This window comes from Microbacterium sp. UFMG61 (assembly GCF_015354505.1).
Lineage (GTDB): Bacteria > Actinomycetota > Actinomycetes > Actinomycetales > Microbacteriaceae > Microbacterium.
Map to the genome: position 1 here is coordinate 111,360 of NZ_JACAFP010000003.1, position 15,166 is coordinate 126,525.

A 15,166-nucleotide genomic window follows, 5' to 3' on the forward strand; every position below is an offset into this window, starting at 1 on the left:
GCTGTCTTTCCGGCTAGGTGGTGAAGAGGGGTTGAGTGCGATCAGCCGATGTACTCGAGCGTGACCTTCTCGACCCAGGCCCCGAGGTTCTCGCTCACGAAGCCGAAGTCGATGTCCTGACGGTCGAGGGTGCCCATGAGCTCGACGACCTCGGGGTTGGCCTGCTCGACCGCGCCCTCGTTGACGGGCATCGCGTTGAACTCGGCCGCGAACTCGCCCTGCACCTCGGCGCTGCCGAACCAGTCGATGAACTCCTGCGCCTTGGCCTCGTTGCCGGTGCCGGTGATCTGCGCGATCTGCTCGGTGACATACGGCACGCCGTAGTCGGGAACGATCATGCCGGTCTTCGTGCCGTACTCCTCGTCACGCGCGGCGATGCCGCTCGAGGGCAGCACGCCGTAGTCGACCTCGTCACGCGTGATGCGGGCGTAGAGGTCGGTGCCCTGAACCGCCGGCGAGCCGTTCGCGTAGTACGACTCCACGAGCTCCCAGCCCTCGTCGCTGACGCCGAGGTCGCCGTCCTCGTCGAGGTGACGCGACAGCATGCTGGCGAGCATGAGCTGCGGGGTGGCCTCGCCGAGCGCCGGGTTGACCTCGTAGCGGCCGGCGTACTTCTCGTCGGTCCAGAGCTCCTCCTCGTCGGAGGGGGCGTCGGTGATGGTGTTCTCGTCATAGACGGTGACGATGGCCTGCTCGACGAGCGGCCAGAACGCGCCGTCGGCGGGGTCGCCCGCGTCGGCGGGAACCTCACCGCTCCACTCGGGCTCGTAGGCGGTGATCGCCTCTTCGGCCTTGAGCTGCTCGAAGAACATGTTGTTCAGACCGAACACGACATCGCCGACCGGGTTGTTCTTCTCGGCGATGATGCGGTTGGTGAGGTCGGCGCCGCCGAGGCCCACGATCTCGATGTCGATGCCGGCCTCGGAGGCCTGCTCGGTGATCCACTCACCACGGCCGTCGCTGTTCGAGTTCGTGTAGACGATGAGGGTCGCATCGGAGCCGCCGTCGCTGCTGCCGTCGCTGTCGCCGCCGTCGGATTCGGTGCTGCCGCCCGCGCATCCGGTGAGGGTCACGGCCGCCACGGCCGCGATACCCAGGAGAGACCAGCGCTTCTTTCGGATGTCGACCATGGTCGCCTTTCTCGTCATCGAGGTGTGTCTGATCTGACTGTACCCCGGCTTTGTGGTTTCTGTACAACGATTTGTGTGTTTCGTAGCCGCGTTCGCGCGACCGCACTCAAAGTAGGTGGCGGAGATGAACTGCGGGGGAGCGCGGGGTGAACTGTCGGAGGTGCGCGACGTTGGTCGCGGACAGTCGTCATGGATGCCGGTGTACTGCTTCGCGAGACGGTGAGTCCCCGCCTGGCAACGAGTCGACGAGTGGGTACATTCATCCCGTGCAACTCGAATCCCTCGCAGACATCGTCGCTGCGCTCACCGCATTCGGGGCGCGCTTCGTCGCGTCAGGGATCCGATGATGCGCGCGGCCCGGTTGCATCCTCGCGCAATCCCCGAGCTGTCGTCTGCGGCTGTCATGATTGACGCCATGGCCATCTCGATGCTCGACAGGGCGATCTACTCCTACGCGGACGTCGATCGCCTCGTTGGCCTGCATGGTGGTACCGCTCGCCGCTGGCTCGATGGTTACACGAGGGCGGGGAAGTTCTACGAGCCGATCCTTCGCGAAGCGTCGAAGGGAACCGAAGTCGTCACCTGGGGCGAGATGGTCGAAGCTCGACTTCTCGCCGAGTTCCGAAGCCGCGACGTCACCGTTCAGAAACTGCGTCCGGCGATCGAGCAGCTTCGGGAGCGGTTCGGACGGTATCCGCTAGCGCTCGCGCAGCCTTTTCTCGAAGTCGAAGGTCGAGAGCTCGTGCAGATCGTCCAAGAGCAGGTCGGGCTTGATCGATCCCTTCAACTCGTGGTGGTGCGCAACGGGCAGAGCATGCTCACTGCGGCGACCGAACGATTCAGCGACGCGGTGGAGTATGTGGACGGCGTCGCGGGAAGCATCCGACCCGATCCGCGCACCCCTTTCGTCGTCATGGATCCGGCGCGTACTTTCGGTCAGCCCGCGGTGCGAAACGTACGCACCGAGATCCTTGCCGGAGACTTCAGGGCCGGCAGTTCGCGCGACGAGCTCGCTGACCTCTACGACTTGACTCTCGACCAAGTCGACGAGGCATTGCGCTTCGAGCTCATCGTCGGCAGCGACCGAGCAGCGTGATGACTCCGTTCTCGCCGGTGTATTTCGCTGACGAGAACACGCTGGGTCTGGCGAAGGTGCTTCGGCGCTCCGGGCGAGAGGACTTCTTGTCTCCCGGGCATCCGGATCTCCCCGAAGTGCCCCTCGGTGCTCTCGATCTCGAGTGGATGCCGATCGTCGGGGAACGAGGCTTTGTCGTCGTGACGCGAGACAGACGCATCCGCACGCGACCCGCCGAGCTTGCCGCCTACCGCGAGCACGGAATCCGATCGGTGTGGATCGGTGCCAAGAGGGACATGCGACCAGACGAGCAGGCCGCTCTCTTTCTGCGCCACGAGGAGCGGATCGTGAGGGAGATCATCAAACGAGGGGCCGGGCCATGGGCGCTCTCGTTGACCGTGACCGGACCCCGTCCGATGCGCCTCGGCGAGGCCTGATCCACCGGGTGGATCACCGGATACCGATCCGCCCGTCATCCCCTGAGGCCCACACTCCGTAGCGAGACCCAGGTCCTGGCCGTGGGTTTCGCCACAGAAGATGGGTCTCGCCGGTTCGGTCTGTGATGCGGCTCGGTGTTCCCCGAGACCCACATCCCCTGACGAGACCCACGTCGTGCACCAGGGTCTCGCCGCAGAACATGGGCCTCGCCCGAGCAAGCCACCCACAGAACATCCCAGCTCAGCCCTCAAAACCCACCCAAAACCCCCGCGGCCCCGCATGACGATCCTGTTACAGAACGGCCGCTCCCCACAATCCTCGGCTAGAAAAGATCCACCAGTACAGTTGTACATTGCACTGTCATGGGGTTCTATGGAAACCATTCGCAATGGCGCAATCGACAGAAAGGTCTGGTCTCGTGACCGCATCTCGTAGGCTTCCCGCATTCATCGCCGCGGCCGCCGCATCCGCTCTGCTCGTCTCCGGTTGTTCTGCAGGCGGAGGCGGCTCCGATGCCTCCCAGCCCGGCACCGACGGAACGCCCCAGTCGGGTGGCACCGTGCACATGCTGCAGAACGCCGACTTCTCGTACCTCGACCCGTCGCGTGGGTTCGACGGCGGCGTCAACGCGTTCTACCGCCTGATCTACCGCGGCCTCACCATGCAGGCCGCCGGTGACGCCGACGACCCGAACAAGATCGTTCCCGACCTGGCCGAGAAGCTCGGCGAGGCGTCGGAAGACGGCCTGACGTGGACCTACACGCTCAAGGACGACATCTTCTTCGACGACGGCACCCCCATCACCTCCGAGGCCATGAAGTTCGGCATTTCGCGCGCGTGGGACCCCCAAGTCGGCATCGGCTCGCCCTACCTGCGTCAGGTCATCGACGCCCCCGAGGACTACCAGGGCCCCTACGTCTCGGGCGACCTGCCGACGATCGAGACGCCCGACGACAAGACCATCGTCTTCCACCTGAAGAAGCCGTTCCCCGAGTTCGACAACGTGCTCGCGCAGCCCAACGCCGTGCCGTTCCCCGAGGGCACCGGCGCCGGCGACGAGTTCATCAAGGACATCATCGCCTCGGGCCCCTACACGCTGGCCGAGTACACCCCGGGCAGCTCGATCGTTCTCGAGCGCAACGAGTACTGGGACGACGCGACCGATGACGTGCGCAAGGCCTATCCCGACAACTGGGAGTTCGAGATCGGCATCGACCCCGCCACGATCGACGAGCGCATGATCGCCGGTCAGAGCGACGACCAGAACGCGATCTCCGGCACCGTCAGCGCGGCCACCCTGCCCCGACTGCAGACCCCGCAGCTCAAGGACCGCGCGATCACGGCGGATGCCTTCTGCACGACCTACATGTCGATGAACACCACCAAGGCCCCGTTTGACAACGCCGACGTGCGCACCGCGATCAACTGGGCGATCGACCGCTCGGCACTGGTCAACGCGTCAGGCGGCACGCAGCTCGCCGACCCGGCGTACACGATCATCCCGCCGGTGGTCTCGAGCTTCAAGGACTTCAACCTGTGGGAGTCCGAGGGCGACAAGGGCGACACCGAGAAGGCTCAGGAGCTGCTCGACGCGGCCGGTCTCTCCGACGGGTTCGAGTTCACGCTCGACATCCGCTCGCAGCCGCTCATGCAGGGGCAGGCCGAGGCGATCCAGCAGGCTCTCGAGCCGCTCGGCATCACGGTCAACCTCAACGTGATCGACACCTCGATCTACTACGAGACCATCGGCACCCCGGCGCAGCAGAACGACGCTGCGATCACCGGTTGGTGCCCCGACTGGGCCTCGAGCGCCAGCACGATCATCCCGCCGCTGTTCGACGGACGGAACATCTTCGAGAAGGGCAACTCCAACCTCGCCCAGATCAACGACCCGGCCATCAACGACCGCATCGACGAGATCACCGCGATGACCGACGTCGACGAGGCGAAGACCGCGTGGGGCGACCTCGACGAGCAGATCATGGGTCTCTCGCCCATCGCGCCGCTCGTGTTCAGCAAGGGCATCTTCCTGCCGGGTGAGAACATCGCCGGCTACTACCCGAGCACCAGCCTGACGGACCTGACGATCATCGGTCTCAAGGACCCCTCGAAGGGCTGAGCATGACCTTCAGCTCGACATCGCTCGAGTCCGAAGCCACGCCGGCGGGGGACTCCAGTCTCGAAACGACACTGGAGTCACCCCCGGCCTCTGGCCGGCGGCTGCTTCGCGCGTTCCTGACCGACTGGGGAGCCATGCTCTCCAGCGCCTACATCCTGCTCATCATCCTGATGGCGATCTTCGCGCCGCTGCTGACGATGCTGAGCGGATGGGGCCCGTACCAGTTCGACCAGTCGGCGATCGACCCGAACCTCGGTGCCATCCCGATCGGACCCTTCGGCGGCATCAGCGCCGAGCACTGGTTCGGCGTCGAGCCCGGCAGCGGTCGCGACATCTTCGCCCGCATCGCCTACGGTGCCCGCGTCTCGATGACGGTCGCCCTCTCGGCGACGCTCCTCACCACGGTGATCGGCGTCGTGATGGGCCTGCTCGCCGGCTACTTCGGCGGACTCATCGATCTCGTGATCTCCCGCGTCATGGAGTTCCTGATGGCGTTCCCCGCCCTCATCTTCATGATCGCGATCCTCTCGGCACTCCCCGCCGACAACCGCGTCTTCCTGCTCGTGGTCGTCATCTCGCTCTTCGGCTGGCCCTACCTCGCCCGCATCGTGCGCTCGCAGACCCTCTCGCTCAAGGAGCGCGAGTTCGTCGAGGCCGCCAAGGCATCCGGTGCGACCAGCGTGCGCATCATCTTCCGCGAGATTCTGCCCAACCTGCAGTCGACGATCATCGTCATGGCGACCCTCGCGGTGCCCGGCTACATCGGCACCGAAGCGGGGCTCTCGTTCCTCGGCGTCGGTGTGGTTCCGCCGACTCCCAGCTGGGGCCAGATGATCGCCGCGGCGACCCCCTGGTACGCCGTCGACCCGATGTACTTCGTGATCCCCGGCGCGTTCCTCTTCCTCCTGGTGCTGTCGTTCACGACCCTCGGCGACCGCATCCGCACCATCGCCACCAGTGGGGAGGCCCGCTCATGATCCGCATCGTCGGCTCACGCCTGCTCGGCATGCTCGTCGTGCTGTTCCTGGTGACTCTGTTCACCTACGCGATCTTCTTCCTGCTCTCGGCGGATCCTGCCGTGCAGATCTGCGGCAAGAACTGCACGCCCGAGCGCATCGAGCAGATTCGCCTGAACCTCGGCCTGGACCAGCCCTTCTGGACCCAGTTCTGGGGCTACGTCGGCGGCCTGTTCACCGGCCGCACCTTCATGGTCGCCGGTGCCGCGGTCGAGTGCGCGGCCCCGTGCCTCGGCTACTCGTTCCAGACCAGCCAGCTGGTCGGCGACATGATCGTGCAGCGCCTGCCCATCACCGCGACCATCGCGATCGGCGCGGCCATCCTGTGGCTGCTCGGCGGTGTCGTGGCCGGTGTGCTCAGCGCGGTGAAGGAGGGCAAGTTCCTCGACCGGTTCTTCGCCGGGCTGACGCTCGGCTCGATGTCGATCCCGAACTACGTGCTCGCGCTCGCGCTGCAGTTCATCTTCGTGGTGGCGCTCGGCTGGCTGCCGTTCCCGCAGGCCGTGAAGTTCTCGGATGACCCGGTGCAGTGGTTCCTCAACTTCATCCTCCCGTGGATAGTCCTGGCGGTCGGCTATGCGGCGGTCTACACGCGCCTCACCCGCGCGAACGTGATCGACACCCTGCAGGAGAACTTCGTGCGCACCGCGCGGGCGAAGGGTCTGCAGCCGGGGCTCGTCTGGCGCCGTCACGCGCTGCGTCCGGCGCTGACCCCGATCGTCACGATCTTCGGAATGGATGTCGCGGGCCTGCTCGGCGGCGCCGTGATCACCGAGACGGTGTTCGGCCTGAACGGCGTCGGCAAGCTCACCGCCGATTCGATCACCGCCAACGACCAGCCCGTCATCATGGCCGTCACCCTGCTGTCGGCGTTCTTCGTGATCATCGGCAACATGGTCGTCGACCTGCTGTACACCGCGATCGATCCGCGCGTCCGGACGGGGGCCACCGCATGACCGACACCGAGAACACGACCTCGAACACCGGCCCGCTGCTGTCGGTGCGCGACCTCACGGTCTCGTTCCGCACGGCCCGGGGCCCGGTCAGCGTCGTGAAGAACCTCGAGTTCGACGTGCCGCGGGGCGGCGCGCTCGGCATCGTCGGCGAATCGGGATCGGGCAAGTCGATGACGAGCCTCGCGATCATGGGCCTGCTGCCCAAGGGCGGCACCGCCACCGGGTCGGTGCGGTTCGACGGCTCGGAACTGATCGGGATGCCGGAACGCGAGAAGCGTCGCATCCGCGGTGACCGCATCGCGATGATCTTCCAGGACCCGCTCTCGTCGCTGAACCCCTATTACAAGGTCGGCACGCAGATCGCCGAGGCGTATCTGTCGCACCGCAGCGGAGTCTCGCGCAAGCAGGCGCGCGCGGTCGCGATCGAGGCGATGGAGCGGGTGCACATCCGCGACGCCGCCCGTCGCGTCGACCATTACCCGCATCAGTTCTCGGGCGGCATGCGCCAGCGCATCATGATCGCCATGGCGCTGAGCATGGAACCCGACCTGATCATCGCCGACGAGCCGACCACCGCGCTCGACGTGACGGTGCAGGCGCAGATCCTCGACCTGCTCGACGAGATCCGCGCCGAGACCGGCGCGGGACTCATCCTCATCACCCACGACCTCGCCGTCGTGAGCGAGGTCACCGACCAGATCGTCGTGATGCGCGCGGGCGAGACCGTCGAACGCGGCGCGGTCGAGCAGGTCTTCAGCGACCCGCAGGCCGACTACACCCGGCGTCTGCTCGACGCCGTGCCGCGCATCGACGACGAGATCGGCGTGCTGCGCACGACCGAGATCACCGTGCAGGACGGGAGAAGCGCATGACAAACACCACGACACCCCTGTTCCGCGGCACCGACCTGGTGAAGGAGTTCGCCACGGGCTCGGCAGGGCCGCTCGGAAAGTCGAAGACCTTCCGTGCCGTCGACAACGTCTCTCTCGAGGTGCACCGCGGCGAGACGCTCGCCGTGGTCGGCGAGTCGGGCTCGGGCAAGTCGACCACCGCGCGACTCGTCGCCCGCCTGATGGATGCCACCAGCGGCACGCTCGAGTTCGAGGGCGCCGACGTCACCCGCGCGAAGGGCTCGGAGCTGCGGGAGTTCCGCGGCGCGGTGCAGGTGATCTTCCAGGACCCGTACTCGTCGCTGAACCCCAAGCACACCGTCGAGCGTCTGGTGACGGCGCCGCTCGTGTATCAGGGACGCAAGATCCCCGGCGGCGCGCGCGCCTTCACCCGCGAGCTCATGGAGCGCGTGGGCCTCAACCCGATGCACTCCGAGCGCTATGCCTCGCAGTTCTCGGGCGGTCAGGCGCAGCGCATCGGCATCGCGAGGGCGCTGGCCGTGCGACCCAAGCTCGTCATCTGCGACGAGGCCGTCTCGGCTCTCGACGTGTCGGTGCAGGCGCAGGTCATCAACCTGCTGCGCGACCTGCAGTCCGACGAGGGCTTCGGCTACCTCTTCATCGCGCACGACCTCGCGGTCGTACGGCAGATCGCGACCCGCGTGGCCGTGATGTCGCAGGGCGCGATCGTCGAGACCGGCATGCGCGACGAGATCTTCGAGCGACCCGAGCATGAGTACACGAAGACGCTGCTGCAGGCCGTGCCGCGCATCAATCCCGAGTGGGATGCTCGGCGCCGCACGGCCGAGGCGGCGCGTGCAGGTCAGAACCCGGATGCTGTCGCCGCCGCCTCGAGCACGGAGGAGACCCGATGACCCGCACGACGACGACCGCCACCCCGACGGCGCAGTACATGCTGCCCGGCATCCGCGTCCGCGAGTACCGCACGACGGCACCGCTCGACTGGCACGCCCCCGACGGCGAGACCATCGAGCTCTTCGTGCGCGAACTCGTCGACCCGGCATCCGACACCGCCGACCGTCCGCTGCTGACCTACCTGCAGGGCGGACCCGGCGGTGCGAACCCGCGCCCTCTCGGGCGTGACGGCTGGATCGACGAGGCGCTGAGCGACTACCGCGTCGTGCTCGTCGACCAGCGTGGCACCGGGCAGAGCACGCCGGTGGATGCCGCGATCGTCGCCGAGCGCGGCGATGCGGGCGGCGAGTACCTCGCGTGCTTCCGCGCCGACTCGATCGTGCGCGACCTCGAGCACGTGCGCACCTCGCTCTACGACGGGCGTCGCTGGGCGACCCTGGCACAGAGCTTCGGCGGCTGGATCACGATGACCTACCTGTCGTTCGCCCCCGAGGGGCTGACGGCGAGCTACATCTGCGGCGGAGTGCCCGGCATGCCCCCGCGGGCGAGCGAGGTCTACCGACGCACGTTCGACCGGGTGGAGGCCAAGACGGCCGAGTTCTACCGGCGCTTTCCCGACGACGAGGCCGCCGTCGCGCGCATCGCCGACCGGCTGGCCGCGGGCGATGTGCGTCTGCCCGACGGCGACCTGCTGACGGTCAGGCGCTGGCAGTCGCTGGGCATCGACTTCGGCATGAAGCCGGGTTTCGAGCGCCTGCACTGGCTCGTCGAGAAGGCGTTCGTGCGCCCCGGTGAGCTGTCGACGGGCTTTCTGCAGGACGTGATGGCGCTGTCCTCGAGCGCCGGCAACCCGCTCTTCTGGACTCTGCAGGAATCGATCTACGGCGACGAGCAGAGCGGCGCGACCGCGTGGGCGGCGCAGGCCGAGCGCGAGCGGCGCCCGCGGTTCGACGAGGCCCGCCGGCCGCTGCTGTTCACCGGCGAGATGGCGTTCCCGTGGATGTTCGACGAGGTGCGCCTGCTGCGCGGGTTCCGCACCGCCGTCGACCAGCTCGCCGCGAAGACCGACTGGTCGCCGCTCTATGACGCCGCGGCTCTGCAGAGCAACGAGGTGCCGGTGGCTGCGGTCGTCTACTTCGACGACATGTACGTCGACTCCGGTCTGCAGCTGCAGACGCTCGCGGGCGTCGGCAACTCGCAGTACTGGGTGACCAACGAATACGAACACGACGGGATCGGATCGGGCCGCACGCTGACGCGCCTGAGAGAACTCGTCCGAGACCGCGGAGGAGAGCGCGCATGAGCGACACGACCACCGGATCACGCCCGCCGTATGCGGGAACCCGTTACCCGAGGCTGGCTCAGATCCCCGCCTTCCGCGAGTTCATCGCGCAGGGCTGGGACGAGGTGCCCACACGCCCCGATCTGCCGGCCGGCACGGCCCAGGCCGCGGCCGAGCACCGCGAGCGCCTGAGCGCAGCGATGCCCGGGCAGACCCTGGTGCTGAGCTCGGGCATCGCCCCGGTGCGCAACGACGACTCGTCGTACGGCTTCCGCGCCGACAGCAGCTTCGTGTGGGCGACCGGCTGTCAGACCGAGGACGCGACCCTGGTGATGTGGGCGCGACCGGGCGGCCACGACGCCGTGCTCTACATGCCCGCGCCGTTCCGCCCCGGCGACGACGGCTTCTTCAGCAACGCACTGCACGGTGAGCTCTGGGTCGGCCCGTCGGCCGGCCTCGCGGAATGGGCCGACGAGCTGCAGGTGACGGTCGAGCCCCTCGACGCACTGCCCGCCCGCGCCGCCGACCTGCGCGGCGCGCTCGCCGCCCGCTCGGCCGCGGCGCTGGCCGCCGAACACGGCCTCGAGGTCTCGGCCGATGTCGAGCGCACCCTCTCGCGCCTGCGCATGATCAAGGACGAGTGGGAGATCGGTCAGCTGCGGCTGGCGATCGACGCGACCGTCGCGGGCTTCGCCGCCGTGGCCGCCGAGATCCCGCGCGCGATCTCTGACGGCCTGGGCGAGCGCTGGCTGCAGGGCACGTTCGACCGCCACGCCCGCACGCACGGCAACGGACCCGGATACTCGACGATCGTCGGCTCGGGTTCGCACGCGCCGATCCTGCACTGGGTGCGCTGCGACGGCCCGATCCACCCCGACCAGGCGCTGCTGCTCGACATGGGGGTCGAGGCCCGCTCGCTCTACACCGCCGACGTCACGCGCACGGTGCCCGCCGAGGGCACGTTCAGTGCGGCGCAGCGCGAGGTGCACGACCTCGTCGAGAAGGCGCACCGCGCGGGGCTCGCGCAGATCCGGCCCGGCACGCCCTACCTCGACTTCCACTTCGCCTCGATGCAGGTCGTGGCCCAGGGCCTGCACGACTGGGGCCTGCTGCCGGTCTCGGTCGACGAGGCGCTGTCGCCCGAGGGACAGCAGCATCGCCGCTACCTCGCCTGCGGCATCGGCCATCACCTCGGCCTCGACGTGCACGACTGCAGTCAGGCGCACTACGAGGACTACATGGGTGCGGACCTCGAGCCGGGCGTCGTGATGACGGTCGAGCCGGGCCTCTACTTCCATACCCACGACCTCACGCTGCCGCCCGAGCTGCGCGGCATCGGCGTGCGCCTCGAAGACGACATCCTCGTCACGCCCACCGGATCCGAGGTGCTCTCCGACGGCCTGCCCATCGACGCCGCGGGTGTCGAGGAGTGGACGCAGCGGCACCGGGCCGCGCGATGACCCGGGGCAATGCGATGGCGTGGGACGCCGCGGTGACGGGGAGCGCGGCGGTCGCGGGGAATGCGGGTGCTCGTTCTGACGAGTACCCGTCGGCCACCGGCATCCTCTCCTCAGCCCAGCTGCGCCCGTTCCCGCTCGACCGCGTGCGCATCGGCGACGACAGCGTCTTCGCGCGGGCGAAGAACCAGATGCTGCACCTGGCGCGCGTGTACCCGGTCGATCGGCTGCTGGCCGTCTTCCGCGCGAACGCCGGGCTCGACACCCGCGATGCGCTGGCTCCCGGCAACTGGGAGGACTTCGGACACCCGCGTGAGCAGGCCTGGGGCGAGCACGACTATCCCGGGCGCGAGAGCGCGCAGACGGCGAACCTGCTGCGCGGGCACTACGCCGGTCACTTCCTGTCGATGCTGTCGCTCGCCTACGCGGGGGAGCGCGACGAGACGCTGCGCGCCAAGGTCGACGAGTTCGTCGCAGGACTCGGCGACGTGCAGCGTGCGCTCGCCGCGACCGGCCGCTACTCGCACCCGGGCTTTCTCGCCGCCTACGGCGAATGGCAGTTCTCCCGCCTCGAGGACTACGCGCCCTACGGCGAGATCTGGGCGCCGTATTACACGACCCACAAGATCATGGCGGGCCTGCTCGACGCCTACGAGCTGACCGGCAACGTCGAGGCGCGCGAGATCGCCGCGTCGATGGGCCACTGGGTGGCGCATCGACTGACGCGGCTCGATCACGAGCGCATCCAGCGCATGTGGTCGCTGTACATCGCCGGCGAGTACGGCGGCATGAACGAGACGATGGCCCGGCTGAGCGTCGTCGCCGATGAGCCGCTCTTCCTCGACGTCGCTCGGCTCTTCGACCAGGACGACCTGCTCGCGGCCGGCGCCGAGCGTCGTGACGTGCTCACCGACATGCACGCGAACCAGCACCTGCCACAGCTCATCGGATACCTGCACGAATACGACCTCACCGGCGAGCGCCGCTACCTCGACGCGGTGCTGGGCCTCTGGGATCAGATCGTGCCCGGTCGCACCTTCGCGCACGGCGGCACCGGCGAGAGCGAACTGTGGGGACCACCGAACACGGTCGCGGGCGACATCGGTCACCGCAACGCCGAGACCTGCGCCACCTACAACCTGCTCAAGATCGCGCGGCACCTGTTCGCCCTCACCCGCGAGGCGCGATTCATGGCCTATTACGAGCGCGGGGTGCTGAATCACATCCTCGCCTCGCGCCGCGATGTCGACTCCGACACGAGCCCCGAGGTCGCCTACATGTTCCCGGTGAACCCGGGCACGGTCGCCGAGTTCGACAACATCGGCACCTGCTGCGGCGGCACCGGACTCGAGAACCACGTCAAATACCAGGACACGATCTTCTTCACGTCTGCGGATGCCGAGCTGTGGGTCTCGTTCTTCGTGCCCGCGACGCTCGACTGGCGCGAGCAGCACGCGACGGTGCGAATGCAGACCACGCAGCCGCTCGGCGGCGTGACCGAGCTGCGCATCGACGGCGACGACGACTTCGTCGACGGCACCCCGCTGACGCTCCGCATCCGTGTTCCCGAGTGGACCGTCGGCATACCGAGCCTGAGGGTCGGCGACGAGACGATCACCGCCGCGCTCGACGACGGCTACCTGGTGGTGCGCCGGCCGTGGACCTCGGGCGAGGTGCTGCGCATCGAGACGCGCTCGGCGCTGCGAGCCGTGTCGACGCCCGACGACCCGACCCTGCAGTCGATCGAGTTCGGACCCTCGGTGCTGGTCGCGCGATCGGCGGCGACGACCGCCCTCGACCTTCCGCTCGCCCAGCGGCGCCGACTCGACGGCTCGGTGCGCGCCGATGTCTTTTCCGCGCCCTCCGGCACCGATTCGGCGGATGCGGTCGAAGCCGCGCTGCGCGCCGACGGCGCCGTGCACATCGACGGCGTGCGGTTCGAGCCGATCTGGACAGGCAGCGACGAGCGGTATCACATGTACGTGCGCGCGGCAGGAGCTCGCATCGGGTTCGTCGGCGCCGAGACCGAGGTGCCGGTGCGCGTGCGGCACGACGGAACCTCGCTGCTCGACGACGTGTGGCGCGAGCCCCTGCCCCAGACGCGCGCCGAGTTCCTCGACCGGGTCGCTGCGACCGCCGCCGCGGCTCGCCGCGATGGGCTGCTCTCGCAGGACGAGCTCGTCGAGGTGCTGCGCGCCGCCGTCACGGCCGACGTCGACGGCCTCGGTGTGCACCCAGGCGGTGCGGTGCTCGAGAGCGATACGGACTCAGGTGAAGCATCCGGTGACACGGCGGCGGTGACCTGGCGTGAGAGCGTCGATGCCGACGGCATCCGCGTGGTCGACTGGATCGTGCCCCCTGCGCTCGCCGCGGCGGCGATCGCCCCGGCCGTCGCGATCACGACCGGAGTCCTGCCCGCACCCTCGGGCTGGTTCACCGAGGTCCCGATGATCACCGTGACCGCCGACGACCTCTCCGGTGCCACGGGTTCCGCTGGTCTGCGCGTCGAGGTGTCGCTGGGCGAGGGCGACTGGATGCCGTACACGGCGCCGTTCCCGCTGCCCGGTGACGGCGAGCACCGGGTGCGCGCGCGAGCGACGGATGCCTCGGGGGCGACGGGCCATGCGTCGCGCGAGGTGGCCGTCGACACGGGTGCGCCGGTATCGCAGGCGACCGTGCGCCGACTCGGATCGAGCGTCGAGATCACTCTGACGGCGACCGACGAGGTGTCGGGGGTCGAGCGTATCCAGTGGGAGGGGCCCGGCACGTTCTGGGCGACGTTCCAGGAGGCGTTCGTGCGTGCGCTCAGCGACGAGGAGCAGATCATCGAGTTCGCGGCGACCGATCGCGCGGGCAACGAAGAGGCTCGTCAGAGGCTGATTCTGCCGCCTCGGGGAGACGCCTCGTGATGAATCGACGCGGGTCGTGGACAGGACCAGCCTCGACCACTAACATTGCAATTGTACTCACCACTCACCCTGGTGCCGAGGGGCGCCGTAAGCACAGGAGTTCTGACTCATGACCGAAAAGAAGCCCTGGCACGGCGTCAATCTCGCCACGACCCTGCCGATCAATCCGGACTTCTCCGTCAACTACGACGCCTACGCCGAGCACGTCCGCTTCACGACCGACAACGGCGTGACGGGCATCATCCCCAACGGCTCGCTCGGTGAGTACCAGACGCTCACCGAAGAAGAGCGCAAGCAGGTCTACCTCACCGCCGTCGAGGCGTCGCCCGAGGATGTGGCCGTGATCCCCGGTGTCGGTGCCTACGGCGCGATGGAGAGCGTGCGCTTCACCGAGCATGCGGCCGAGCACGGCGCACCCGCCGTCATGCTGCTGCCCCCGAACGCCTACCGGGCGAGCGACGACGAGGTCGTCGACCACTACCGCCGCGTCGCCGCCGTGGGCCTGCCGATCCTCGCCTACAACAACCCGATCGACACCAAGATCGACCTGCGCCCCGAGCTGCTCGCGCGCCTCTTCGACGAGGGCCTGATCGTCTCGGTCAAGGAGTTCTCGGGCGACGTGCGCAACGCCTACGCGATCCGCGAGCTCGCACCGGGTCTCGACATCTCGATCGGCTCCGACGACGTCGTGCTCGAGCTCGGCATCAACGGCGCCGTCGGCTGGGTGGCCGGCTACCCCAATGCCATCCCGGCATCCACCGTCGAGCTCTACAACCTGTCGACCTCGGGCGACCCCGCCAGCTGGGCCAAGGCGCACGAGATGTACCGCGACCTGCACCCGCTGCTGCGCTGGGACTCGAAGACCTGGTTCGTGCAGGCGATCAAGCTGTCGCAGGAGGTCGCGGGAGTCGCGCCCGCCGGCATCACGACCCGCCCGCCGCGCCTGCCGCTTCCCGACGAGGTGCGCACGCGTATCATCGCCGACACCGAGGCCGTTCTGGCCAAGGGCTACCGCTGA

12 protein-coding genes are annotated in these 15,166 nt (G+C 68.2%); 11 read left to right on the plus strand and 1 reads right to left on the minus strand.

Translation table 11 applies throughout. From position 1 onward, the window contains the following. Window positions 1–41 precede the first annotated feature (41 nt). Window positions 42–1,130 (minus strand): extracellular solute-binding protein, encoded by a 1,089-nt coding sequence (locus IXW21_RS04280; protein WP_194763029.1) that lies wholly within the window; start codon window positions 1,128–1,130, stop codon window positions 42–44. Window positions 1,131–1,473: 343 nt separating this feature from the next. On the opposite strand from IXW21_RS04280, the gene IXW21_RS04285 reads away from it, so the two are divergent. The 11 genes from IXW21_RS04285 to IXW21_RS04335 all read left to right on the plus strand — a co-directional run bounded on the left by IXW21_RS04285 (window position 1,474) and on the right by IXW21_RS04335 (window position 15,166). After that, the gene (locus IXW21_RS04285) at window positions 1,474–2,226 is read left to right on the plus strand and encodes a DUF433 domain-containing protein (protein WP_194763030.1); all 753 of its coding nucleotides are present in this window, start codon (window positions 1,474–1,476) and stop codon (window positions 2,224–2,226) included. Continuing rightward, complete coding sequence (locus IXW21_RS04290; RefSeq protein ID WP_194763031.1) at window positions 2,226–2,642, plus strand: hypothetical protein; 417 nt, start codon at window positions 2,226–2,228, stop codon at window positions 2,640–2,642. Before IXW21_RS04285 ends, IXW21_RS04290 begins: the two co-directional genes overlap by 1 nt. 419 nt (window positions 2,643–3,061) lie before the next feature. Beyond that, window positions 3,062–4,762, plus strand: a complete 1,701-nt coding sequence (locus IXW21_RS04295; protein ID WP_323742164.1) for an ABC transporter substrate-binding protein — start codon at window positions 3,062–3,064, stop codon at window positions 4,760–4,762. Between the two features lie 2 nt (window positions 4,763–4,764). After that, on the plus strand, window positions 4,765–5,739 hold the full coding sequence (locus IXW21_RS04300; RefSeq protein ID WP_194763033.1) for an ABC transporter permease: 975 nt from the start codon (window positions 4,765–4,767) through the stop codon (window positions 5,737–5,739). Beyond that, window positions 5,736–6,734: an ABC transporter permease gene (locus tag IXW21_RS04305; protein WP_194763034.1), complete on the plus strand. Its 999-nt coding sequence runs from the start codon at window positions 5,736–5,738 to the stop codon at window positions 6,732–6,734. The genes IXW21_RS04300 and IXW21_RS04305 overlap by 4 nt, the downstream gene beginning before the upstream one ends. Then, window positions 6,731–7,606, plus strand: coding sequence for an ABC transporter ATP-binding protein (locus IXW21_RS04310; RefSeq protein WP_194763035.1), 876 nt, complete (start codon window positions 6,731–6,733; stop codon window positions 7,604–7,606). Before IXW21_RS04305 ends, IXW21_RS04310 begins: the two co-directional genes overlap by 4 nt. Beyond that, window positions 7,603–8,499, plus strand: coding sequence for an ATP-binding cassette domain-containing protein (locus tag IXW21_RS04315; RefSeq protein ID WP_194763036.1), 897 nt, complete (start codon window positions 7,603–7,605; stop codon window positions 8,497–8,499). Before IXW21_RS04310 ends, IXW21_RS04315 begins: the two co-directional genes overlap by 4 nt. After that, complete coding sequence (locus tag IXW21_RS04320; RefSeq protein WP_194763037.1) at window positions 8,496–9,803, plus strand: alpha/beta fold hydrolase; 1,308 nt, start codon at window positions 8,496–8,498, stop codon at window positions 9,801–9,803. Before IXW21_RS04315 ends, IXW21_RS04320 begins: the two co-directional genes overlap by 4 nt. Next, window positions 9,800–11,242, plus strand: coding sequence for an aminopeptidase P family protein (locus IXW21_RS04325; RefSeq protein WP_194763038.1), 1,443 nt, complete (start codon window positions 9,800–9,802; stop codon window positions 11,240–11,242). Before IXW21_RS04320 ends, IXW21_RS04325 begins: the two co-directional genes overlap by 4 nt. Continuing rightward, window positions 11,239–14,148: a beta-L-arabinofuranosidase domain-containing protein gene (locus IXW21_RS04330; RefSeq protein ID WP_228528160.1), complete on the plus strand. Its 2,910-nt coding sequence runs from the start codon at window positions 11,239–11,241 to the stop codon at window positions 14,146–14,148. The genes IXW21_RS04325 and IXW21_RS04330 overlap by 4 nt, the downstream gene beginning before the upstream one ends. A gap of 109 nt (window positions 14,149–14,257) precedes the next feature. Beyond that, window positions 14,258–15,166, plus strand: a complete 909-nt coding sequence (locus tag IXW21_RS04335) for a dihydrodipicolinate synthase family protein (protein WP_194763039.1) — start codon at window positions 14,258–14,260, stop codon at window positions 15,164–15,166.